19 protein-coding genes and 1 tRNA gene are annotated in these 21,973 nt (G+C 71.6%); 17 read left to right on the top strand and 3 right to left on the bottom strand.

The genetic code is table 11. The annotated features are described in order from the left end of the window. The first annotated feature begins 45 nt into the window (after positions 1 to 45). Positions 46 to 864 carry a 16S rRNA (cytidine(1402)-2'-O)-methyltransferase gene (rsmI, locus tag FHS08_RS00535; RefSeq protein WP_167034486.1) on the top strand — a complete coding sequence of 273 codons (819 nt, stop codon included), beginning with the start codon at positions 46 to 48 and terminating at the stop codon, positions 862 to 864. On the opposite strand, the gene FHS08_RS00530 is transcribed toward rsmI, so the two are convergent. Next, positions 837 to 1,028, bottom strand: coding sequence for a hypothetical protein (locus tag FHS08_RS00530; RefSeq protein ID WP_167034484.1), 192 nt, complete (start codon positions 1,026 to 1,028; stop codon positions 837 to 839). The two genes, rsmI and FHS08_RS00530, sit on opposite strands and share 28 nt — an antisense overlap. Before the next feature lie 39 nt (positions 1,029 to 1,067). Here FHS08_RS00530 and metG point away from each other — a divergent pair, with 39 nt between their 5' ends. The 3 genes from metG (at position 1,068) to FHS08_RS00515 (ending at position 4,709) form a co-directional block, all read left to right on the top strand. Further along, positions 1,068 to 2,645: a methionine--tRNA ligase gene (metG, locus tag FHS08_RS00525; protein WP_167034482.1), complete on the top strand. Its 1,578-nt coding sequence runs from the start codon at positions 1,068 to 1,070 to the stop codon at positions 2,643 to 2,645. 96 nt (positions 2,646 to 2,741) lie between these two features. Then, entirely contained in the window at positions 2,742 to 3,623 is an 882-nt protein-coding gene (locus tag FHS08_RS00520) for a TatD family hydrolase (RefSeq protein WP_167034480.1), read from the top strand. A 150-nt stretch (positions 3,624 to 3,773) separates the two neighbouring features. Further along, on the top strand, positions 3,774 to 4,709 hold the full coding sequence (locus FHS08_RS00515) for a phosphodiesterase (RefSeq protein ID WP_167034478.1): 936 nt from the start codon (positions 3,774 to 3,776) through the stop codon (positions 4,707 to 4,709). Here FHS08_RS00515 and FHS08_RS00510 read toward each other — a convergent pair. Continuing rightward, positions 4,654 to 6,243, bottom strand: a complete 1,590-nt coding sequence (locus tag FHS08_RS00510; RefSeq protein ID WP_167034476.1) for a stealth family protein — start codon at positions 6,241 to 6,243, stop codon at positions 4,654 to 4,656. The two genes, FHS08_RS00515 and FHS08_RS00510, sit on opposite strands and share 56 nt — an antisense overlap. Before the next feature lie 114 nt (positions 6,244 to 6,357). On the opposite strand from FHS08_RS00510, the gene rsmA reads away from it, so the two are divergent. From rsmA to FHS08_RS00480, 6 genes are all read left to right on the top strand, one after another. Further along, positions 6,358 to 7,212: a 16S rRNA (adenine(1518)-N(6)/adenine(1519)-N(6))-dimethyltransferase RsmA gene (gene rsmA / locus FHS08_RS00505; RefSeq protein ID WP_167034474.1), complete on the top strand. Its 855-nt coding sequence runs from the start codon at positions 6,358 to 6,360 to the stop codon at positions 7,210 to 7,212. A 32-nt stretch (positions 7,213 to 7,244) separates the two neighbouring features. Continuing rightward, positions 7,245 to 8,312 carry an aldo/keto reductase gene (locus tag FHS08_RS00500; protein ID WP_167034472.1) on the top strand — a complete coding sequence of 356 codons (1,068 nt, stop codon included), beginning with the start codon at positions 7,245 to 7,247 and terminating at the stop codon, positions 8,310 to 8,312. A 13-nt stretch (positions 8,313 to 8,325) separates the two neighbouring features. Beyond that, positions 8,326 to 9,261 carry a 4-(cytidine 5'-diphospho)-2-C-methyl-D-erythritol kinase gene (locus tag FHS08_RS00495; protein WP_167034470.1) on the top strand — a complete coding sequence of 312 codons (936 nt, stop codon included), beginning with the start codon at positions 8,326 to 8,328 and terminating at the stop codon, positions 9,259 to 9,261. A 226-nt stretch (positions 9,262 to 9,487) separates the two neighbouring features. After that, positions 9,488 to 9,631 carry a hypothetical protein gene (locus FHS08_RS00490; RefSeq protein ID WP_167034468.1) on the top strand — a complete coding sequence of 48 codons (144 nt, stop codon included), beginning with the start codon at positions 9,488 to 9,490 and terminating at the stop codon, positions 9,629 to 9,631. A 102-nt stretch (positions 9,632 to 9,733) separates the two neighbouring features. After that, on the top strand, positions 9,734 to 11,044 hold the full coding sequence (locus FHS08_RS00485; RefSeq protein WP_167034466.1) for a GNAT family N-acetyltransferase: 1,311 nt from the start codon (positions 9,734 to 9,736) through the stop codon (positions 11,042 to 11,044). Positions 11,045 to 11,195: 151 nt separating this feature from the next. Continuing rightward, complete coding sequence (locus tag FHS08_RS00480; RefSeq protein ID WP_167034464.1) at positions 11,196 to 12,989, top strand: ABC-F family ATP-binding cassette domain-containing protein; 1,794 nt, start codon at positions 11,196 to 11,198, stop codon at positions 12,987 to 12,989. A 106-nt stretch (positions 12,990 to 13,095) separates the two neighbouring features. Here FHS08_RS00480 and FHS08_RS00475 read toward each other — a convergent pair whose 3' ends face one another. Next, entirely contained in the window at positions 13,096 to 13,593 is a 498-nt protein-coding gene (locus FHS08_RS00475; protein ID WP_167034462.1) for a MarR family winged helix-turn-helix transcriptional regulator, read from the bottom strand. A gap of 70 nt (positions 13,594 to 13,663) precedes the next feature. Between FHS08_RS00475 and FHS08_RS00470 the strand changes: the two genes are divergently transcribed. The 7 genes from FHS08_RS00470 (at position 13,664) to FHS08_RS00440 (ending at position 21,949) form a co-directional block, all read left to right on the top strand. Further along, positions 13,664 to 13,735: transfer RNA gene (locus tag FHS08_RS00470), tRNA-Gln, on the top strand. Position 13,736: 1 nt separating this feature from the next. Then, a complete protein-coding gene (gene glmU, locus FHS08_RS00465; protein WP_167034460.1) occupies positions 13,737 to 15,200 on the top strand; it encodes a bifunctional UDP-N-acetylglucosamine diphosphorylase/glucosamine-1-phosphate N-acetyltransferase GlmU in 1,464 nt (487 codons plus the stop codon). Then, entirely contained in the window at positions 15,175 to 16,209 is a 1,035-nt protein-coding gene (locus tag FHS08_RS00460; RefSeq protein WP_167034458.1) for a ribose-phosphate diphosphokinase, read from the top strand. Before glmU ends, FHS08_RS00460 begins: the two co-directional genes overlap by 26 nt. Positions 16,210 to 16,218: 9 nt before the next feature. Beyond that, positions 16,219 to 18,897 (top strand): HAD-IC family P-type ATPase, encoded by a 2,679-nt coding sequence (locus tag FHS08_RS00455; protein ID WP_167034456.1) that lies wholly within the window; start codon positions 16,219 to 16,221, stop codon positions 18,895 to 18,897. A gap of 121 nt (positions 18,898 to 19,018) precedes the next feature. Beyond that, on the top strand, positions 19,019 to 19,435 hold the full coding sequence (locus tag FHS08_RS00450) for an FMN-binding protein (RefSeq protein WP_167034454.1): 417 nt from the start codon (positions 19,019 to 19,021) through the stop codon (positions 19,433 to 19,435). Next, positions 19,432 to 20,337 (top strand): FAD:protein FMN transferase, encoded by a 906-nt coding sequence (locus FHS08_RS00445; RefSeq protein ID WP_167034452.1) that lies wholly within the window; start codon positions 19,432 to 19,434, stop codon positions 20,335 to 20,337. Before FHS08_RS00450 ends, FHS08_RS00445 begins: the two co-directional genes overlap by 4 nt. Positions 20,338 to 20,377: 40 nt before the next feature. Further along, positions 20,378 to 21,949 carry a ferredoxin reductase domain-containing protein gene (locus tag FHS08_RS00440; RefSeq protein ID WP_167034450.1) on the top strand — a complete coding sequence of 524 codons (1,572 nt, stop codon included), beginning with the start codon at positions 20,378 to 20,380 and terminating at the stop codon, positions 21,947 to 21,949. Positions 21,950 to 21,973: the final 24 nt, after the last annotated feature.

The following is a 21,973-nucleotide window of genomic DNA, read 5'->3' as shown; positions in this document are numbered from 1 at the left end:
GCGAGGACGCGCTGCGCTCGTCGGCGGCGCCCTAGGCTTGCCCCCGTGATCATCCTCGCGGCGACCCCGATCGGCAACCTCGGCGACGCGTCCCGTCGTCTCGTCGAGGCGCTGCAGTCGGCGACGGTCGTCGCCGCGGAGGATACGCGGACCACGCAGCGGCTCCTCGCGGCGCTCGGCGTCGCCAACCGGCCTCGCCTGATCGCGCTCCACGATCACAACGAGAAGGAGCGCGCGGGCGAGCTCGTCGAGCTCGCCCGCGATCAGGACCTGCTCGTCCTGTCGGATGCCGGGATGCCGACCGTCTCCGATCCCGGCTACGGGCTCGTCGCGGCGGCCGTCGAGGCGGGCGTCGGCGTGACGGCGATCCCCGGGCCGAGCGCCGTCGTGACGGCCCTCGCCGTGTCGGGCCTGCCGACCGACCGGTTCACGTTCGAGGGGTTCGTGGCGCGCAAGCCCGGCGAGCGCGGCTCCGCGCTGGCCGCGCTCGCCGCCGAGCCGCGAACGATGGTCTTCTTCGAGGCTCCGTCACGGGTCGCCGCGACGCTCGTGTCGATGGCGGCGGCGTTCGGTCAGGCGCGGCGGGCGGCGGTATGCCGCGAGCTCACGAAGCTCCACGAGGAGGTCGCCAGGGGCACGCTCGCGGAGCTCGTGTCGTGGGCGGGCGAGGGCGTGCGCGGCGAGGTCGTCATCGTCGTCGCGGGCGCGCAACCGCGCGAAGTCGCCTTCCCGGATGCCGTGACCCACGTGCTCGAGCTCGTGCGCGCGGGCGAGCGGCTGAAGGATGCCGCATCCGAGGTCTCCGGCGAGACGGGGCACTCCTCGCGCGAGCTGTATCAGGCCGCGCTCGCCGTGAGGCGCTGAGCGTCGCGCCTGCAGGCCTCGCGGACGCAGTCCAGCACGAGCTCGGGGGCCGTCGAGGCGGGTGCCGAGCGGGAGCGCCGTCGGCGGTTGGTGGACCGGCGATCGACGTCGGCCTCGACGTCGGCCTCGGTGTCGGCACCCTCGACCGTCACCTCTACCGTCACACGCAGGATCGCGGCATCCGGGGAATCTAGAATCTAGTGGTGACTTCCGGCCGCAGCTTCTACATCACGACCCCGATCTACTACCCGAGCGATCTGCCCCACATCGGGCACGGGTACACGACCGTCGCGGTCGACACGCTCGCGCGCTGGCACCGCCAGGCCGGCGACGACACCTGGATGCTGACCGGAACCGACGAGCACGGCCAGAAGATGCTGCGCGCGGCCGCGGCGAACGGCGTCACACCCCAGGAGTGGGTTGACAAGCTCGTCGGCGAGTCCTGGTTCCCGCTGCTGACGACGCTCGACGTCGCGAACGACGACTTCATCCGCACGACGCAGCCCAGACACGAGGAGCGCGTCAAGCAGTTCGTGCAGGCGATCTACGACCGCGGCTACATCTACGCGGGGGAGTACGAGGCGCTCTACTGCGTGGGCTGCGAGGAGTTCAAGCCCGAGTCCGAGATCGTCGACGGCACGGGCCCCTTCGAGGGGCTCAAGGTATGCGCCATCCACTCGAAGCCGCTGGAGCTGCTGCAGGAGAAGAACTACTTCTTCAAGCTCAGCGACTTCCAGGACCAGCTGCTCGACCTGTACAAGACGGTCCCCGACTTCATCCGGCCGGAGTCCGCGCGCAACGAGGTCGTGTCGTTCGTCAAGCAGGGCCTGAAGGACCTGTCGATCTCGCGCTCGGCGTTCGACTGGGGCATCCAGGTGCCGTGGGACGAGAACCACGTCATCTACGTGTGGGTCGACGCGCTCCTGAACTACGCGACCGCCGTCGGGTACGGCGAAGACCCCGGCGAGTTCGCGCGCCGCTGGCCTGCGTTCCACGTCGTCGGCAAGGACATCCTGCGCTTCCACGCCGTCATCTGGCCCGCGATGCTCCTGGCCGCCGGGCTCGAGGTCCCCCGCGGCGTCTTCGCGCACGGATGGCTGCTGGTCGGCGGCGAGAAGATGTCGAAGTCCAAGCTCACGGGCATCGCGCCGACCGAGATCACCGACGTGTTCGGCTCCGACGCCTACCGCTTCTACTTCCTCTCGGCGATCGCGTTCGGCCAGGACGGCTCGTTCTCGTGGGAAGACCTCTCCGCCCGCTATCAGGCAGAGCTCGCCAACGGCTTCGGCAACCTCGCTTCGCGCACGACCGCCATGGTCGAGCGCTACTTCGAGGGCGTCGTGCCGCCCGCCGCCGCGTACGCCGAGGCCGATCTCGCAGTCCAGAGGACCGTGGCGGATGCCGCCGCCGCCGCCGATGCGGCGATCGAGCGGTTCCGCATCGACGAGGCGATCGCCGAGATCTGGACGATCGTCGACGCTCTCAACCTGTACATCACGGAGAACGAGCCGTGGGCGCTCGCGAAGGACGACGCGCAGCGCGCACGTCTCGGCACCGTGCTGTACACGGCAGCGGAGGGCCTGCGCGCCCTCGCCGTGCTGCTGTCGCCTGTCATGCCCGTCGCGACCGAGAAGCTCTGGATCGCGCTCGGCGCCGCCGAGACGCTCGGGCGCCTGCAGGACCAGCCGATCCGCGAGGCGGGCCGCTGGGGCGCCCTGAAGCCGGGCTCGAGCGTCAACGGCCTCGCACCGCTCTTTCCCCGCGTCGAGCAGTCGGTCTAGCGCTGTGGTGCTGCAGAACTCCACGGAGCGGGTGCGCTCCGGGTCCGGATGCCGCATTGCCGGCCCGATGCCGCTCGGATCTGTGGAGTTCTGCAGATGACCGACCCCAGCCAGTACGTGCGGGAGCGGCACAAGGAGGGGCGCGACGTGCGCTGGCCCGCGGCCCCCGAGCCGCTCGCGGTGCCCGTCTACGACAATCACGCGCATCTCGAGATCGAGGACGGCGACGAGCCGATGAGCCTCGACGAGCAGCTCGACCGCGCCGCCGAGGTCGGGGTGGCGGGGGTCGTGCAGGCGGGCGGCGACATCGAGTCGAGCCGCTGGTCGGCGTGGGCCGCGGCATCGCACGCCCGCGTCCTCGCGGCCGTCGCGATCCACCCCAACGAGGCTCCGGCCTACGAAGCGGCCGGGCGGCTCGATGAGGCGATCGCCGTCATCGACGGGCTCGCGGCGCAACCCCGCGTGCGCGCGATCGGCGAGACGGGACTCGACTTCTTCCGCACGGGCGACGACGGCCTCGCCGCGCAGTTCCGCAGCTTCGAAGCGCATATCGACCTCGCGAAGAAGCACGGCATCGCGATGCAGATCCACGACCGCGACGCCCATGATGCCGTGCTCGAGACGCTCGCGCGGGTCGGTGCACCCGAGCGCACGGTGTTCCACTGCTTCTCGGGCGGTGCCGAGATGGCGCGGATCGCCGCCGACCGGGGTTACTACCTGAGCTTCGCCGGCAATGTGACGTTCAAGAACGCGCAGACCCTCCGCGACGCGCTCGCCGTCACTCCCGTCGAGCGGATCCTCGTCGAGACGGATGCCCCGTTCCTCACGCCGAGCCCGCACAGGGGCCGTCCGAACGCCCCCTATCTCGTCCCCGTGACGGTGCGGTTCATGGCGGCGCAGCTCGGCGTCGACCTCGACGACCTGTGCGCTCGGCTCGCCGCCAACACGCTCGCCGTGTACGGCCGGTTCGAGGGCTGACGGGGCCGGGCGGCCGGACCCGTCGCACGATGGCCGCCGTCGCGTCACCCGCCGTTCACGCGCGCTTCCCAGACTGAGCCGAAACATGCCGGTAACATTTAGCCCGGCACCGTGCCACGGACAGCGCGGCGCCGCAGAACAGGGGGAGACATGCGCGCCGCCGAGTACGCCGCGCCCGATCGTGTGCTCGTGCACCTCAGCGACACGCATCTGCGGGCACACGGGTCGCGGCTGTTCGACGAGATCGACTCCGCCGAGCGGCTCGCGCGGGCGCTCGCGGCGATCGAGGCCAGCGGCATCCGTCCCGACGCGGTCGTGGTCACCGGCGATCTCGCCGACTTCGGCGAGCCCGCCGCGTACGCGCAGCTCCGCCAGATCGTCGAGCCCTTCTCGGCTCGCCTCGGCACGCGCGTGTTCTGGGTCATGGGCAACCACGACGACCGCGCCTCCTTCCGGGCGGCGCTGCTCGACGACGAGGAGGGGGTGCCGCTGGCCCCCCTCGACCGGGTCGACGAGCTGGACGGGCTGCGCCTCGTGACGCTCGACACGACGGTGCCCGGCCACCATCACGGCGAGCTGCGAGACGAGCAGCTCGCCTGGCTCCGGGACGTCCTGGCGACGCCCGCGCCGCTCGGCACGATCCTCGCGATGCATCACCCTCCCGTGCCGAGCGTGCTCCCGCTCGCGGCGACGGTCGAGCTGCGCGACCAGGCGCGCCTGCGCGATGTGCTTCGCGGCAGCGACGTGCGCGCGATCATCGCGGGCCACCTGCACTACTCGACGTTCGCGACCTTCGCGGGAATCCCGGTCTCGGTCGCGTCCGCGACGTGCTACACGCAGGACCTCACGGTGCCCGTCGGGGGCACGCGGCCGCAGGACGGCGCACAGGGGTACAACCTCGTCCACGTCTACGACGACACGGTCGTCCATTCGGTCGTCCCGGTCGTCGAGGGGTCGCACCCTCTCGAGTACGTCGACGCCGTCGAAGCGCGGCGGCGGCTCGCCGACGCGGGGATCGATCCGCAGTCGCTCAGCGCTGCCCGGAGGATCGCGCCTCCGACGGAGCCTCTGCCCGTCCTGCGCTGACCTCCGGCCGCTCCCACGGCGCGGCCACGGGGAACATGCGCTCGAGTGCGTCTCGGAGCGCGCGCGTGCGGACGGACTCCGGCACCTCCGCCGTGCCACCGTCGTTGAGGCAGAACATGTCGAGTCGCCGATCCGACGTCAGCCTCTGGATGGTGGGGAGCGAGGCCGCCATCGTCGTCTGCACGTAGCGCACGCGCGGCTGGGTCGTGACGACGGCGCGACCCGTGAGCAGGGCGTGATAGTGATACAGGCAGTTCGTGACCGAGATGTCGCTCGCGCTGCGGAAGCGGGATGCCGCCGTGCGAGCGAACTCGTCCGCGAACTCGCGCTCGAGCTCGGCCATGACGCTGCGCCGGAGCGGCGTCGCACAGTGCTCGAGGTCGCGCGTGATGACGCGCCCGAACCGCTTCTGGATGAGCGCGCGATTGACCCGCAGCGCGTTGTCGTGGCCGCTGCGCTCGAGACGTGTGGGTCCGGCGCCGATGCGCACTCCGCATTCGACGAACTTCGACACGCCGCCGGGCGTGAAGAACATCTCGGGCCAGACCGGGCGACCGAAGAACATGTCGTCGTTGGAGTACAGGAAGTGCTCGGCGAGTCCTTCGATGTGGTGCAGCTGCGCCTCGACGGCATGCGAGTTGTGCGTCGGGAGCACCGAGGGGTCGGCGAAGAACTCCTCGCTGCGCACGATCGTGACCTTGGGATGCTCGAGCAGCCAGGCGGGAGCGGGGGAGTCGGTCGCGATGAAGATGCGGCGCACCCACGGCGCGTACATGTGGACGCTGCGCAGGGCGTAGCGCAGCTCCTCGATGTGGCGGTACCGCGCCGGTCCGTCGTCGCCCTCGCCCACGACGTACTCGGCCAGCTGCGCGGCCCGCTGACGCTGGAACTCCGTCGACGAGCCGTCGACCCACGAGAAGACCAGGTCGATGTCCTCCGTGAACTCGTCCGGATGCCGGTCGAACATGCCCTCGATCGTGTGCCACGTCCGTCCGTGCCGCTCGACCTCGACGACGCGGAGGTCGTCTTCTGGCGTGACCTGTCGCATGAGGGCGTTCTCGTGCGGTGCGTGGATCTCGCCGTCGAGGCTGCGCCAGAACTCGATCCGCACGGCGACCTCGAGGCCGAACGCGAGGCCGCCGGGGCGGACGAGTCGCGGGCGGAACACGCGAAGCGCGTCGGCCTGCCCGGCCGCCGCCGCCACCTCGCGCGTGGGCACGGGTGCGGAGCCCTTGAGCTTCGCGTAGAGGGGCTCGCGCGAGCCCAGCTCTGCGAGGGCCGCGATGGCGGCGGGGCGCGACTCGGCGTCGACGGCGAGAGCGGGTACGCGCACGCCGTGCCGGAAGAGCAGCGCGGGGACGCCCGCCTTCTCGAGCGTGTCGGCCAGCAGGAGGAGATCCGCGGTGCGTGCGGCATCCGGAGTCGCCTGCGGGTCGAGCAGGTGCAGGATGCCGCGCTCGAGCACGACGTCCTCTCGGTGGAGCAGGAACGCCCACGGATCAGGCTCCGTGGGCAGTGCGGTCAGTGCGGTCATGCGCGTCCTCCCTCCGGTGAAGTGTCGTCAGTCTAGGCCGCGGGCCGTTTCGCGGACGTTTCGTGCCCCGGGACGCCTCCCTGGCGCGTGGCCGCGGCTCGGTACTGTTGACGCATGCCCGTCACGCTTCTCGGGGCCGCGGAGATCCGGGCCCTCGCCGCCGAGCTCGACGTCACCCCCACGAAGAAGCTCGGGCAGAACTTCGTCGTCGACGCCAACACAGTGCGCAGGATCGTGCAGGTCGCAGGAGTGCAGGCCGGCGAGCGCGTCGTCGAGGTCGGACCGGGACTCGGCTCGCTGACCCTCGCGATCCTCGAGACGGGGGCGTCGGTCACCGCCGTCGAGATCGACCATCGGCTCGCCGAGCGCCTTCCCGCGACGGCGGCTGCGCACGGCGTCTCCGCGGACGCGCTCGACGTCGTGGACGCGGACGCCCTGCGCGTCACGGAGCTCGCCGGCGACCCGACGGTGCTCGTCGCGAACCTGCCGTACAACGTGAGCGTGCCGGTGCTGCTGCACTTCCTCGAGACGTTCCCCGCGCTCGAGCGCGGGGTCGTCATGGTGCAGGCCGAAGTGGGGGAGCGGCTCGCCGCCCCGCCCGGATCGAAGACCTACGGCGCCCCGAGCGCGAAGGCCGCATGGTACGGGCCGTGGCGGCTCGCGGGAAACGTCTCCCGTCAGGTGTTCTGGCCCGTCCCGAACGTCGACAGCGTCCTGGTCGCCTTCCGGCGCGCCGCCGACGCGCGGGGCACGGAGCAGGAGCGGCTCCGCACCTTCCGGATCGTGGATGCCGCGTTCCAGCAGCGCCGCAAGATGCTCAGGCAGGCCCTGGCCGCCGTGCTCGGCGGCACGGCGGCCGAGGCATCCGCTCTCCTCGAAGCCGCAGGCGTCGCGCCGACCGCGCGCGGCGAAGAGCTCGAGATCGGCGACTTCCTCCGCATCGCGCGGGCCCAGGGCGGCGTCGCCTGACGCACCGCCCGGGGTGGCGCTAGCCTCGAAGGATGACCGACGCTCCTCGCTTCCGTCCGAACGTGACCGAGCTGCACCGTCCCTACTCGGCCGCGCCCGACCGGTACGAGGCCACGGACTATCGCCGGGTCGGCTCGTCGGGGCTCTTCCTCCCCCCGATCTCGCTGGGGCTGTGGTGGAACTTCGGCGACAACGTCCCGTTCGACCGCCAGCGCGAGGTGCTGCGGCACGCGTTCGACAAGGGCATAACGCACTTCGACCTCGCGAACAACTACGGTCCGCCGTACGGCTCGGCCGAGACGAACTTCGGCCGCATGATGCGCGAGGACTTCGGACGCTACCGCGACGAGCTCATCATCTCGTCCAAGGCCGGCTACGACATGTGGCCCGGCCCGTACGGCGAGTGGGGGTCGCGCAAATACGTCCTCGCGAGCGCCGAGCAGTCCCTCACGCGCCTGGGCGTCGACTACGTCGACATCTTCTACTCGCACCGCTTCGACTCCGTCACCCCGATCGAGGAGACCATCGGCGCGCTCGACACGCTCGTGCGGCAGGGCAAGGCGCTCTACGTCGGCATCTCGTCGTACAGCGCGGAGCGCACGGCGGTCGCGGCTGCCGTCGCACGCAGCCTCGGCACGCCGCTGGTGATCCACCAGCCGTCGTACTCGATCCTCAACAGATGGGTCGAGGACGGGCTGACGGGCATCCTGCGGAAGGAGGGGATGGGCGCCATCGCCTTCACACCGCTCGCACAGGGGCTCCTCACGGCGAAGTATCTCGGCGACGGGACGGCGAAGCGCTCGCTGGAGCGGTCGTCGCTGCCGCAGAAGACGCTCTCCGAGCACGGCCTCGCTGTGCTGCGGGGCCTCGACCTCGTCGCGAAGGAGCGTGGGCAGACCCTCGCGCAGCTCGCGATCCAGTGGGTGCTGCGCGACCCGGTCGTCGCATCCGCGCTCATCGGCGCCTCGAGCACGGCGCAGCTCGACGAGAACATCGCGGCGCTCACGGGTCCCGCGTTCTCGGCGGAGGAGCTCGAGGAGATCGACGGGCTCGCGGACGGCATCGACGTCGACCTGTGGGCGGAATCCGCGAACGCATGAGCGGTCACCGACGATGACGGGCTTCGCCTCTGCCCTGCCCCGCGTGCATGTGCGCGCTCCGGGCAAGATCAACCTGTTCTTCCAGGTCGGCGACGTCCAGCCGGACGGCTATCACGACGTCGCCTCCGCGTACCAGGCGGTGTCGCTGTACGAGGACGTCTGGGCCGAGCCCTCCGACGACTTCACGATCTCGATCGCCGGCACCGTCGAGGTCTCGGGCGTTCCCGCCGACGACCGCAACCTGGCGCTGCGCGCCGCGCGTCTGGTCGCGAAGGAGATCGGCCACACGGGTGGCGTGCATCTCGAGATCGTCAAGCACGTTCCCGTCGCCGGCGGGATGGGCGGGGGCTCGGCGGATGCCGCGGCCGCTCTCGTCGCGTGCGACGCGCTGTGGGGCGCCGACCTGGGCACGGCGATGCTGCAGCGCCTCGCGGCGCGGCTCGGCGCGGACGTCCCCTTCTCGCTCCTCGGGGGCACGGCCATCGGCACGGGGCGGGGCGACCAGCTCAGCCCCGCCCTCTCGCAGGGCCGCTTCGACTGGGTCGTCGTGACCTCCGACGCACGAGGCCTGTCGACCCCGGAGGTGTACGCGCACCTCGACGAGCTGCGCTCTCGCATCGACATCGTCCCGGCGTCCCGGCCGCCCGCCGTGGATCCCGTCGTGCTGCAGGCTCTGCGGGCGGGCGATGCCGTCGCGCTCGCCGAGTGCGTGCGCAACGACCTCCAGGTCGCGGCCCTGTCGCTGCGTCCCGATCTGAGGGATGCGCTCGAGGTCGGGGAGGAGTCCGGGGCGCTCGCGGGCATCGTGTCGGGATCGGGCCCGACTCTCGCCTTCCTCACGGCAGGGCCCGAGGCCGCGCTCGAGCTCCAGGTCACGCTGACGGCGGCCGGGCTGCGCGCGCTGCACGTGCACGGCCCCGTGCCGGGCGCGCGGATCGTCGGGATCTGACGAGAGCGGGCGTCAGCGCCGCGCAGCCGGGACCGGCAGGTGTGCAGCGCGTCGACGGATCAGCGGGTGCGCATCGCGCCGACGGATCGGACGGCGCAGACACGGCACGAGGATCACGCGTTCCATGAGCCTCGCCGACGGTCGGCGACGCGATCGAGAGCGTGTCCGTCATGACGGTGCGCGCCCGGTGCCGCCGCGCCGCGCGCGAGTGTGGTGGAGTACGCGCATGGGCGGACTCGTCGGCTGGCACCTCCTGATCCTGCTGAGCGTGCTCGCGCTGCTGGCACTCGCGGTGTGGGGCGTGTACTGGATCGCTCGTCTGGGGGCGCGTCGCGGCACCGCCGAGGCATCCCGGCGCAGGGAGGAGTAGCCCCGCCGCAGGGTGCGTCGCCCGCCGCCGCGGGGCCGCCGGGACGTCGATCGGCGTGAGTCGAGGTGTTCCCGGCTGGAGTCGGGACTCTATCGTGGGGGCATGACCGAGCCGTACCTCATCGCCGAGCCGGATTCCGCCTTCGTCGCCGCGCTCGCCGCCCGCGGGCTCGAACCCCGCGTCGTATCGACGGACGACGTCGACGCGTACGCCGCGTGGCTGCAGGTCGTCCGGCGCGGCTTCCTCGGGGGCGAGGCGACGGACGACGAAGTCGAGGCGGCGCGAGCGCGCGGCGTCGGCGCGCGGAGGACGGGAGTGTACGACCCCTCCGCTCCCGTGCCCGATGCACCCGTCGGGACGGTCGCCTCGTGGATCGCCGAGCTCTCGGTGCCGGGCGGGCGCGGCATCCCGTCGTGGGCCGTGAGCTCGGTCACGGTCGCTCCGACTCACCGCCGGCGGGGCGTCGCGCGCGCCATGCTCGAGTGCGAGCTGCGCCTCGCGCAGACGCTCGGCGTGCCGATGGCCATGCTGACGGTGAGCGAGTCCACGCTGTACGGGCGTTACGGGTTCGCGCCTGCGGCCTGGGGCGTCTCCCTCACGCTCGACGTCAAGCGCGCGTCGTGGATCGGGCCCGTGCCCGACGGTCGAGTCGACTTCATCGCGCGCGAGCGTCTGCGCGAGCTGATCCCCGGCCTGCACGAGCGCGCGCGCCTGGCGAGCCCGGGGGAGATCGAGATGCCGACGGGGCACTGGGACGGCTTCGCCGGTACGCGCCCCGATGCGAAAGAGCCGGGCAAGCACCGGGCGATCCAGTACGCGGATGCCTCGGGCGAGGTCCGGGGACTCGCGGTGTACACCGTCCGCGAGAACCAGGACGACTTCACGAAGTCGTATGTGTCGGTCGAGTACCTCCTCGCCGAGACGCCCGGCGCGTATGCGGCGCTGTGGCGCTTCTTCGTCGAGCTCGATCTCGTCGGCACGGTCGAGGCGCACCAGCAGTCCGTCGACGAACCGCTTCTGTGGATGATCTCGGATCGGCGCGCCGCGACGGTCACGGTGCGAGACCACCAGTACCTGCGGATCGTCGACGTGCCGGCAGCCCTCGACGCGCGGCGGTACGGGGCATCCGGCGTGCTCGCCCTCGACGTGACGGACCCGATCGGCCTCTCCGGCGGGCGCTGGATCCTCCGCGCTGACGCCGACGGCCGCGGACGCGTCGAGCCGTGGCAGGGTGACGCGCCGGATGATGCCGTCGTCGTGCGGCTCGGCATCGCGGAGCTGTCGGCCGCATACCTCGGCGGCGTGTCGCTTGCGACCCTCGCGGCCGCGGGGCGGGTCGAGACGAGGGATGCCGCGACCGCCGCGCGCGTCTTCTCGTGGCACGTCCCGCCGCGGCTGAGCTTCTGGTACTGACGGGACGGCGCCCGTCCGCGCCGACCCCGATCGCGGGCGACGCATCGAGCATCCGTGCGGGTCGTCGATGCGTCGGGGACCGTGCCCGCGGAGGCGCACCGCGAGGCGGGCAGCGGATGCGTCCGCGCGGCTCGCGTAGCCTGGTAGCGACATGGCGCATCTTCTCGGGGCCGAGGCCCTGCACCTCGAATTCCCGACCAAGGTCGTCTTCGACTCCGTCTCGCTCGGCATCGACGAAGGCGACCGCATCGGCATCGTCGGCCGCAACGGCGACGGCAAGTCGAGCCTGCTCGCGATGCTCGCGGGGCGCCTAGAGCCCGACGGCGGCCGCGTCACGGTCCGCGGCGGCGTCACGGTCGGGGTGCTCGACCAGGCCGACACGCTCGACGACGCCCTCACGGTCGCCGGCGCCGTCGTGGGCGACACGCCCGAGCACGAGTGGGCGGGATCGCCGCGGGTGCGCGACGTCATCGCGGGACTCCTGACGGACGTGCCGTGGGATGCCGCGCTCACGGCGCTCTCGGGCGGCCAGCGCCGCAGGGTCGCGCTCGCGCGCCTGCTCGTCGGCGACGGGGATGTGCTGTTCCTTGACGAGCCGACCAACCACCTCGACGTCGAGGCGATCGCCTGGCTCGCGGCCCATCTGAAGACGCGCTGGGCCGCCAACGCGGGCGGGCTGCTCGTCGTGACGCACGACCGCTGGTTCCTCGACGAGGTCTGCACGATGACGTGGGAGGTCCACGACCGCATCGTCGAGCCGTTCGACGGCGGGTACGCGGCCTACATCCTGCAGCGCGTCGAGCGCGACCGGCAGTCCGCCGTCATCGAGCAGCGCAGGCAGAACCTCGCCCGCAAAGAGCTCGCGTGGCTGCGCCGCGGCGCGCCCGCGCGCACGGCGAAGCCGAAGTTCCGCATCGACGCGGCCAACGTGCTCATCGCCGACGTCCCCGAGATCCGCGATCCGATCGCCCTGCAGTCCCTCGCCGTGCAGCGGCTCGGCAAGGACGTCGTCGACCTCCTCGACGCGTCGGTCTCGTACGACGGCCGGGACGTCCTGCACGCCGTCGAGTGGCGCATCGCCCCCGGCGAGCGCACGGGCATCCTGGGTGTCAACGGAGCCGGCAAGTCGACGCTGCTCGGACTCGTCGCGGGAACCGTGACGCCGACAGCGGGTCGGGTCACGCGCGGCAAGACCGTCAAGGTCGCGACTCTCACTCAGCGCCTCGACGAGCTCGAGGAGCACCTCGACGACCCAGTGCGCGTCGTCATCGAGCGACTGCGCGCGACCTACACGTTCGGGACGGGCTCGAAGGCGCAGGAGCTCACCCCCGGGCAGCTGCTCGAGCGCATGGGCTTCTCCAGCGCCCAGCTCTCGACCCCCGTCAAGGACCTCTCGGGCGGGCAGAAGCGGCGGCTGCAGCTGCTGCTGATCCTCCTGGAGCAGCCGAACGTCCTGATCCTGGACGAGCCGACCAACGACCTCGACACCGACATGCTCGCCGCGATGGAGGACCTGCTCGACTCGTGGCCCGGGACGCTCCTCGTCGTGAGCCACGACCGCTACTTCCTCGAGCGCGTGACCGATCAGCAGTACGCGATCCTCGGCGGGCGCCTCCGGCACCTGCCGGGAGGGGTGGACGAGTACCTGCGGCTGCGGCGCGCGCAGCAGCTCGAGCCGGTGGCCGCCGCGGCATCCGCCGCCCCGAGCGCGCCCGCGGGCCTCACGGGGGCCGAGCGGCGCAGTGCCGAGAAGGAGGTCGCGGCCCTCGAGCGGCGGCTCGAGAAGCTCGAGGCGCAGATCGCGACGACCCGGACGGCGCTCGCCGACCACGATCAGAGCGACTACGTCGGCCTCGGCGCCGAGATGGCGCGGATCAGCGGGCTCGAGGCCGAGCGCGACGCCGTCGAGCAGCGCTGGTTCGAGCTCACGGAGCAGCTGGACTGACGCGCGGGGACTCGCGGCCGCCCCCGCATCGCGGCAGCGCCGTACGCGCATCATCGCAGCGACCGGTCGCGAGCCGCGACGCCGGGACCCTCGGAGGACGACAGCGTCAGGAGTCGAAGCTCAGGCTCAGCTTGCGCAGCAGCGCGGCGAGACGCTCGCGCTCGCCGCCCGAGAGCGTGCGCAGCAGCACGGACTCGGCGTCCACGAGGCGCGTGATGGCGGCATCCACCCTCGTTCGTCCCTCCTCCGTCATGGTCACGAGGATGCTGCGCCCGTCGTCGGGGTCGGCTTCGCGCCGCACGAGCCGGCGCCCGACGAGCCGGTCGATGCGGTTCGTCATGGTCCCGCTCGAGACGAGCGTCTGCTGCAGGAGCTGCTTGGGGCTCAGCTGGAACGGCTCTCCTGCGCGGCGCAGGGCCGACAGGACGTCCCACTCCCACGGCTCGAGATCGCTGCGACGGAACGCGTCGCGACGTGCTCGGTCGAGATGGCGGGAGAGGCGGTCGACGCGCGAGAGCACCTCGAGCGGCGAGAAGTCCAGGTCGGGGCGCTGCGTCTTCCATGCGCCCACGATGCGGTCGACCTCGTCCGACTCCTGTGCCATGCCTCCCATTCTGCCGGTGCGGGTGCGGCCTGGCAGACTGGAGGGGCGGCCCGGCATTCGTCCGGGCCGATCCGCCGTGGTGTAACGGCAGCACGACAGCCTTTGGAGCTGTGAGGCCCAGGTTCGAATCCTGGCGGCGGAGCATGTCAGCACACACGAGCCTCGCCGTCGTCGTCCTCGCCGCGGGCCAGGGCACACGCATGAAGTCGCGCCTCCCCAAGGTGCTGCATCGGATCGGGGGGCGTCCGCTGCTGGGCCACGTGCTCGACCACGCGAGCGCGCTCGGCCCCGAGCACGTGCTGGTCGTCGTGCGGCACGAGCGCGACCTCGTCGCGAAGGCCGTCGTCGACACGTCTCCCGACATCCTCCTGGTCGACCAGGACGAGATCCCCGGCACCGGCCGCGCAGTGCAGGTCGCGCTCGCGGCGCTCCCCGGCTTCTCGGGCGACGTGCTCGTGCTGTCGGGGGATGTGCCGCTGCTCGAGGTCGAGACCCTCGGAGGGCTCGTCGCGGCTCACCGCGCGCGCGGTGCGGCAGCGACGATCCTGAGCGCCGTGGTCGACGACGCGACGGGGTACGGGCGCATCATCCGCGACGAGTTCGGCGGCGTGCAGCACATCGTCGAGGAGAAGGACGCGACGCCCGAGGAGGCGGCCGTCACCGAGATCAATGCGGGCGTGTACGTGTTCCAGTCCGACCCCCTTCGCGACCACCTGGCGCGGATCGGGAGCGCGAACGCGCAGGGCGAGCGATACCTCACGGACGTCGTCGAGCTCATGCGGGCATCGAGCCTCGCCGTCGCGGCGGCGTCGGCCCCCGACGCGCAGGACGCGCTCGGCGTCAACGACCGCGTGCAGCTCTCCGAGGCCGCCCGCACCCTCAACGCCCGCACCGTGCGGCGCTGGCAGCTCGACGGGGTCTCGATCCTCGATCCCGAGACGACGTGGATCGACGTCACCGCGAACCTCGCGCCCGACGTCACGGTGCTGCCGAACACGTACGTGCTCGGCGCGACGACCGTCGCGGCCGGTGCCGTGATCGGCCCCGACACGACGCTCGTCGACTGCGAAGTGGGGGAGGATGCCGTCGTCAAGCGCACGGACGCGACCCTCGCCGTCATCGGTGCGCGGGCGAGCGTGGGCCCGTTCTCGTATCTGCGGCCCAACACGGTGCTCGCCGAGGGGGGAAAGATCGGCACGTTCGTCGAGACGAAGAACTCGACGATCGGCGAAGGCAGCAAGGTGCCGCACCTGTCGTACATCGGCGACACGACGATCGGACGCCATGTCAACCTCGGCGCGGGGACCATCACGGCCAACTACGACGACCTCGCGAAGCACCGCACGGAGATCGGCGACGAGGTGCACTCCGGGTCACACAACGTGTTCGTCGCGCCCGTTAGGATCGGTGACGGAGCGAAGACCGGGGCTGGGGCGGTCATCCGCAAGGATGTCCCCGCTGGAGCCCTGGCACTGAGCGTCGCCCCTCAGCGCAATGTCGAGGGGTGGGTCGAGAAGAACAGACCGGGGACCGGTGCTGCGGACGTCGCGGCCAAGGCTCGGTCCGCACAGAAGGCGGACGATGGCGCGCAAGAACAAGAAGGCTGACTTCGACCACTCGAACGGCATCGCCCCAGGACTCGTCGTCAAGACGAAGAAGCGGCTCGTCGTGGCCGCGGGTCGCTCCCACACCGAGCTGGCCAACGCGGTCGCGCAGTCGCTCGGCACCGAGCTCGTCCCGACGGAGTACCGCACGTTCGCGTCCGGCGAGATCCTGACCCGGTTCGAGGAGTCGATCCGCGGATGCGACGTCTTCCTCATCCAGTCGTTCGGCCCTCCCGTCAACGAGTGGCTCATGGAGCTGCTCATCATGCTCGACGGGGCCAAGCGCGCGTCCGCGAAGCGCATCTCGGTCGTCGCCCCGTACTACCCGTACTCCCGCCAGGACAAGAAGGGCCGCGGTCGCGAGCCCATCAGCGCGCGACTCGTCGCAGACCTGCTCAAGACGGCCGGCGCCGACCGCGTCATGAGCGTCGACCTGCACGCGGCGCAGATCCAGGGCTTCTTCGACGGCCCCGTCGACCACCTCTTCGCCAAGCCGGTCCTGCTCGAGTACTTCCAGGAGACGTTGAGCGACGCCGACCGGGACAGGCTCACGGTCGTCTCGCCCGACACGGGCCGCGTGCGCGTCGCGGACCAGTGGTCCGACAGCCTCGACGCGCCCCTCGCGATCATCCACAAGCGGCGCGATCCGAACGTCGCCAACCAGGTCACCGTCAACGAGATCGTCGGGCAGGTCGAGGGGCGGGTGTGCCTCCTCGTCGACGACATGATCGACACGGGCGGCACGATCGTCAAGGCCGCCGAGGCGCTCAAGGCGAACGGCGCCGAGCGGGTCATCGTGGCCGCCACCCACGCGATCTTCAGCGACCCGGCCACGGAGCGCCTGCAGAGCCGTGCGATCGATGCCGTCGTCGTGACCGACACGGTGCCGATCCCCGCCGAGAAGCGGTTCCCGACGCTCACGATCCTTCCGATCGCGCCTCTGCTGGCCCGTGCGATCCACGAAGTGTTCGAGGACGGCTCGGTCACGAGCATGTTCGACGGCGCGGCATAGGATCCGGCCATGACCGGCGTCGCAGAAGCAGACCTGACCGTCTCCCGACCCCACGCCCTCGGCGTGGACGAGATCAGCGAGGCGCTGCGGGCCGAGCCCACGGGACTCACGAGCGCCGAGGCCTCCGCCCGGCTCGCCGTCGCGGGGCGCAACGTGCTGCCCGAGGCCAAGCGCAAGCCCGCCGTCCTGCGCTTCCTGGCGCACTTCAACGACACCCTGATCTACATCCTCCTCGGCGCTGCCGCGATCAAGGCGATCATGGAGGACTGGCTCGACTTCTGGGTCATCATGGCGGTCGCCATCATCAACGCCGTCATCGGCTACCTGCAGGAGGGGCGGGCGGAGAAGGCGCTCGCGGGCATCCGCGGGATGCTGTCGGTGGACGCATCCGCCCGGCGCGACGGCGCGTGGGCGACCGTGCCCGCCGCCGAGCTCGTCCCCGGCGACGTCGTCCGACTCATGCCCGGCGACAAGGTCCCCGCCGACGTGCGGCTCATCGAGGCCTTCCAGCTGCGCATCGACGAGTCCGCCCTCACGGGGGAGTCGGTCCCGTCGTCGAAGGACGTCGCGGCCGTCGCGGCCGACGCAGGCGTCGGCGACCGCTCCTCGATGGCGTTCTCCGGCACGATCGTGTCGGCAGGACAGGGCCGCGGCATCGTGACGGGAACGGGCGTCGGCACCGAGATCGGCAAGATCCAGAGCCTCGTGGGCGAGGCGGGAAGCCTTGCGACGCCGCTCACGAAGCAGCTCGCCGGCTTCGGCAAGGTGCTGACGATCGTGATCCTCGGCATGGCCGTCGTCATGCTGGCGATCGGCCACTTCCTGCACGACATGCCGTTCGGCGACCTCATCTCGGCGACGATCGGGTTCGCGGTCGCCGCGATCCCCGAGGGCCTGCCCGCGCTGGTCACCATCACGCTCGCGATCGGCGTGCAGCAGATGGCCAAGCGCAACGCGATCACGCGCAAGCTTCCCGCCGTGGAGGCGCTCGGCTCGGTGACGACGGTGTGCTCCGACAAGACCGGCACGCTCACGAAGAACGAGATGACGGTGCGCAGCATCGTCACACCCGTCGCGTCGTACGAGGTCACGGGGCTCGGATACGACCCTGCGGGCAGCGTCGAGCCGCTCGGCGGGGCGAAGGCGGGCGGAGACCTCGCCGCGATCCTGGCCGTCGCGACGCTGTGCAACGACGCGCACATCGTCCCGGACGGCGAACGCTGGGCGCTCGTCGGCGAGCCCACGGAGGGCGCGCTCAAGGTCGTCGCGATGAAGGGCGGGGTCGAGGCATCCGGGGCCCGCATCGGGGTCGTGCCGTTCGACTCCGCGAACAAGTTCATGGCGACCCTCAACGAGGGCGCAGACGGGTCGCGTGCGATCCTCGTCAAGGGCGCGCCCGACCGGCTGCTCGAGCGATCGCTGACGCAGCGCGGCGCCGACGGGGCCGTGCCGCTCGACATCCCCTCGTGGGAGGCGGCGATCGACGACCTCAGCTCGCAGGGCCTTCGGGTGCTCGCCGCGGCGCGCAAGGCCGTCAGGGCCGACACCGGCGCCGTCGTGATCGACGACCTGGAAGACCTCGAGTTCCTCGGCCTGTGGGGCATCGTCGACCCGCCGCGTCCCGAGGCGATCGAGGCCATCGCGGACTGTCACACGGCCGGCATCCGGGTCAAGATGATCACGGGCGACCACAAGGGCACGGCGCTCGCGATCAGCCGCGAGATGGGGCTCGTCCCGCGCAGCGGCGACGTCCCCGTCCTGACCGGCGCAGAGCTCGAGGCCCTCAGCCAGGAGCAGCTCAAGGCCGTCGTGCGCGACGTCGACGTGTACGCGCGGACGAGCCCCGAGCACAAGATCCGGATCGTGCGCGCCCTGCAGGCGCACGGCGAGGTGGTCGCGATGACGGGCGACGGCGTCAACGACGCCCCCGCGCTCACGCGCGCGAACGTGGGCATCGCGATGGGCATCAAGGGCACGGAGGCGACGAAGGAGGCCGCCGAGATCGTGCTCGCCGACGACAACTTCGCGACGATCCGCTCGGCGATCCGCGAGGGCAGGCGCATCTACGACAACCTGCGCAAGTCGATCGTGTTCCTGCTGCCGACCAACGGCGCGCAGTCGCTCGTGATCCTCGTCGCGATCGTCTTCGGCCTCGCGCTTCCCCTGACTCCCGTGCAGGTGCTGTGGGTCAACATGATCACGGCCGTGACGCTCTCGCTCGCGCTCGCCTACGAGCCCGCCGAACGCGGCATCATGACGCGTCCGCCGCGCGCGACGGGCGGATCGATCATCAACGGGCGGGAGCTCGGCTTCGTCCTGATCGTCTCGGTCCTCATCGGAGGGGCGACGCTCGGCGTCTTCTACAGCGTCGTCGCGAACGGCACCGAGATCGCGTACGCGCGCACGGAGGCCGTGCTCATGCTCGCGCTCGGCCAGCTCGCCTACCTCTTCAACTGCCGCTTCATGTCGCGCTCGAGCATCACGCCGGACGTGCTCCGCGGCAACCGCGTCGTGTGGTGGTCGGCGCTCGCCCTCATCGTGCTCCAGCTCATCTACACGTACGTCCCCTTCATGCACGACCTGTTCGACTCCCGCCCGCTGTCGATCGGATCGTGGATCCTGCCGATCCTGCTGTCGATCGTGATCTTCCTCGCGGTCGAGGCGCTCAAGGCGCTGCGCCGCCGCTGACGCCGGCCGCGGCATCCCGCCCTCTCAAAGGCGGTTCATAGCCTGGACCGAGAGGATGCCGAAGGCGTCTGCGCAGGATGGACGCACCTCGAAGCGAGGCATCGCAGAAGGAGGACCGATCATGATCCGCACCGCTGTACCCCGCCCGATCCGCACCGGCGTCGCCCTCGCGGGCGCCGTCGGAACCCTCGCCCTCGCCGGGTGCGGCGCGGCGGCCGACGACGCTTCCGCCGATCCGCCGGCGCACGCCGACGGCACCTACACCGCGAGCGGCACCTACAGCACGCCCGAGACGGTCGAGACCATCGAGGTCACCGTGACGCTGGTCGACGACGTCGTGACCGACGTCGTGGTCGTCGGCGACCCTCAGCGCCCCGAGACCGCGCAGTACCAGGGCCAGTTCATCGGCGGGATCGCCGACGTCGTCGTAGGGCGCGACATCGACGAGATCTCGGTCAGCCGCGTCGCGGGATCCTCGCTCACCAGCGCCGGCTTCAACCAGGCGATCGAGAGGATCCGGGAAGAGGCGGCGGAGTGAGCAGCGTCGTCGCGCCCGCGGTGTGGCGGTTCGAGGCGATCGGCACGCGCTGGGAGATCGAGACGAGCGCGCCGCTGCCCGAGCCCGCACGGAGCGCCGTCGAGCACCTCATCGCCGAGTTCGATCGGGACTGGTCCCGATTCCGCCCGGACTCGCTCGTGTCGTCGCTCGCGCGCGGAGCGGGGATGGTGCCCGCCCCTCCCGACGCCGCCGACATGCTCGACGTGTACGTCGCGCTGTCGACCGCGACGGCCGGCGCCGTCAACCCGCTCGTGGGAGCCTCGCTCGAGAGCCTCGGATACGACGCGTCCTACTCGTTCGCCGATCGCGGCCCCCGGCCCGCGCCGGCCGACTGGCGCGAACGCGTCGCCTGGACGCAGGACCGGCTCCTCGTGAGCGAGCCCGCGGTCGTCGACGTCGGCGCCGTCGGCAAGGGGCGCCTGGTCGATCTCGTCCTCGACGTCGTCTCGCAGTGGACGGAGGACGACGTGGTCGTCGACGCGAGCGGCGATCTCGCGATGCGAGGGCGCCCCCAGCGCATCGGGCTGGAGCATCCGTACGACGATCGCCTAGCGATCGGCGTCATGGAGGTGGCGGATGCCGCGCTCTGCGCATCGGCGGCGAACCGGCGCACGTGGCCCTCGGCGACCCGCGGGCGGCTGCACCACGTCCTCGACGCACGGACGGGTCTGCCGGTCCGTACGATCGCCGCGACGTGGGCGGTCGCGGCCGACGCCATGCGCGCCGACGCGATCGCGACGGCGCTGTTCTTCGACGGCGGCGCCGACCTTGCGAGCGAGTGGGGCGTGGAGTGGGTGCGGATGACGACCGACGGCCGCGTCGAGTCCTCGCCGGGATCGCGCGCCGAGCTGTTCACGGCCGGCGCGCGACGCGACGCGTGAGCGGCGCCCGGCCGGCGGCGGGTACGGCAGAGTTGATCGTGTGACCGGATCTCTCACGGCGGTATGGAACCGCGTCTTCGCGGTGCTCGGCCGCGTCTCGATGTACCGACTCGCGCTGCTCTCGCTCGGCGGCCTCGCCTTCATCGCGTTCGTCCTGTCGTTCTTCGCGCTCGTCGGTCCCGGCCCCGGCGAGCTCGTCGTGACGCTCCTCGTGCTCGCCGCAGCGTGCAGCGCCGTCGACGCGGCGGCTCAGCGCCTCCTGCGGCTTCCGTGGCGCATCGAGTCGTCGCTCATCACGGCGCACATCCTCCTGTTCGTGCTGCGGCCCACGCTCGATCTCGCGGGCCTCGCAGGGATCGCGATCGCCGGGGTCGCGGCATCCCTCTCCAAGTACGTCCTCGCATGGCGGGGTCGCCACGTCTTCAATCCCGCCGCCGTCGGCGCGACCGTCCTGACGCTGCTGGGCCTGTGGCTGCCCGGCCTCGGGTCGTCGTCGTGGTGGGTCGGCACCCCCGCGCTCGCCGCGCCCGTCGTGCTGGCAGGCCTTGCCCTGCTGTGGCGCACCGAGAAGGTGCGGGTCGTCGCGGTGTTCCTCGTCGTGGCGGTCGCGGCAGCGGTGCTGCGCACGGCGGCGCAGTACGCGTCGGCGGGCGTCGAGATCGGAACGGGGGAGATCTTCTGGCAGGTCCTGTGGTCGTCGCCGTTCCTGTTCCTCGGGGCCTTCATGCTGTCCGAGCCGCTGACGCTCCCGCCGCGCCGCTGGCAGCAGTTCACGGTCGCGATCGTCGTCGGCGTGCTCGCGGGCGCGCCGCTCGACCTCGGCGTGCTGAGCCTCGGGCAGGAGCGGGCGCTGCTGGTCGGCAACCTCGTCGCGTTCGCGTTCTCGCTGCGGGCGGCCGTCAAGCTCACGCTGGAGTCGCGGGAGGACCTCACCCCGACGGTGCGACAGCTCACGTTCCGCACGCGCCGCACGCTCGCCTTCGCGCCGGGCCAGTACCTCGAGCTCGACGTCCCGCACCACCGGCCCGATGCGCGCGGCACGCGGCGGGAGTTCAGCATCGCCTCGGCCCCGGAGGACCTGCCGCTCCTGCGGATCGCCTTCCGCGAGGCGCAGGGGCCGGGCGCCAAGCCGCAGAGCTCGTACAAGAAGGCCCTCGCGGCCGTCTCGGCGGGCAGCGACCTCGCGGTCACGGGCGTGTGGGGCGACTTCGTCCTGCCGAACAGGTCCGGGATCCCGCTGCTCATGGTCGCCGCCGGCATCGGCATCACGCCGTTCGTCTCGCAGCTGCGGCACCTGACCCTCGCAGAACAGGATCGCGACGTCGTCCTGGTGTACGTCGCCTCCGACGCGTCGGAGCTCGCCTTCCGCCCCGACCTCGAGGCGTCCGGCATCCCCGTCGTGGTCTTCACGCGCGACCGGCCCGACGCGCTGCCGCGGCACTGGGTGTGGGCGCAGGGCGTTCGCCTGGACGCCGACGGGCTCCTGCGGATGGTGCCCGACATCGCGGCTCGCCACGCCTACATCTCAGGGCCCTCGGGCCTCATCGCCGACCTCGCTCCCGCCCTCGAGCGCGCCCGCTCGATCACGACCGACGCCTTCTCGGGGTACTGAGACCGCCTTCTCGGGGTACTGAGA

Origin of the sequence: Microbacterium ulmi (assembly GCF_011759705.1) — a bacterium.
GTDB lineage: Bacteria > Actinomycetota > Actinomycetes > Actinomycetales > Microbacteriaceae > Microbacterium > Microbacterium ulmi.
Note: the sequence above shows the minus strand (reverse complement) of the source record. Positions and strands in the feature narration are given on the sequence as shown.

What these genes read in the sequence shown, in the direction of transcription:
- FHS08_RS00520 (WP_167034480.1), top strand. Translation starts at nt 2,742, where the DNA reads ATGACCGACCCCAGCCAGTACGTGCGGGAGCGGCACAAGGAGGGGCGC.
- FHS08_RS00515 (WP_167034478.1), top strand. Translation starts at nt 3,774, where the DNA reads ATGCGCGCCGCCGAGTACGCCGCGCCCGATCGTGTGCTCGTGCACCTC.
- FHS08_RS00510 (WP_167034476.1), bottom strand. Translation starts at nt 6,243, where the DNA reads ATGACCGCACTGACCGCACTGCCCACGGAGCCTGATCCGTGGGCGTTC.
- rsmA (WP_167034474.1), top strand. Translation starts at nt 6,358, where the DNA reads ATGCCCGTCACGCTTCTCGGGGCCGCGGAGATCCGGGCCCTCGCCGCC.
- FHS08_RS00500 (WP_167034472.1), top strand. Translation starts at nt 7,245, where the DNA reads ATGACCGACGCTCCTCGCTTCCGTCCGAACGTGACCGAGCTGCACCGT.
- FHS08_RS00495 (WP_167034470.1), top strand. Translation starts at nt 8,326, where the DNA reads ATGACGGGCTTCGCCTCTGCCCTGCCCCGCGTGCATGTGCGCGCTCCG.
- FHS08_RS00490 (WP_167034468.1), top strand. Translation starts at nt 9,488, where the DNA reads ATGGGCGGACTCGTCGGCTGGCACCTCCTGATCCTGCTGAGCGTGCTC.
- FHS08_RS00485 (WP_167034466.1), top strand. Translation starts at nt 9,734, where the DNA reads ATGACCGAGCCGTACCTCATCGCCGAGCCGGATTCCGCCTTCGTCGCC.
- FHS08_RS00480 (WP_167034464.1), top strand. Translation starts at nt 11,196, where the DNA reads ATGGCGCATCTTCTCGGGGCCGAGGCCCTGCACCTCGAATTCCCGACC.
- FHS08_RS00475 (WP_167034462.1), bottom strand. Translation starts at nt 13,593, where the DNA reads ATGGCACAGGAGTCGGACGAGGTCGACCGCATCGTGGGCGCATGGAAG.
- glmU (WP_167034460.1), top strand. Translation starts at nt 13,737, where the DNA reads ATGTCAGCACACACGAGCCTCGCCGTCGTCGTCCTCGCCGCGGGCCAG.
- FHS08_RS00460 (WP_167034458.1), top strand. Translation starts at nt 15,175, where the DNA reads ATGGCGCGCAAGAACAAGAAGGCTGACTTCGACCACTCGAACGGCATC.
- FHS08_RS00455 (WP_167034456.1), top strand. Translation starts at nt 16,219, where the DNA reads ATGACCGGCGTCGCAGAAGCAGACCTGACCGTCTCCCGACCCCACGCC.
- FHS08_RS00450 (WP_167034454.1), top strand. Translation starts at nt 19,019, where the DNA reads ATGATCCGCACCGCTGTACCCCGCCCGATCCGCACCGGCGTCGCCCTC.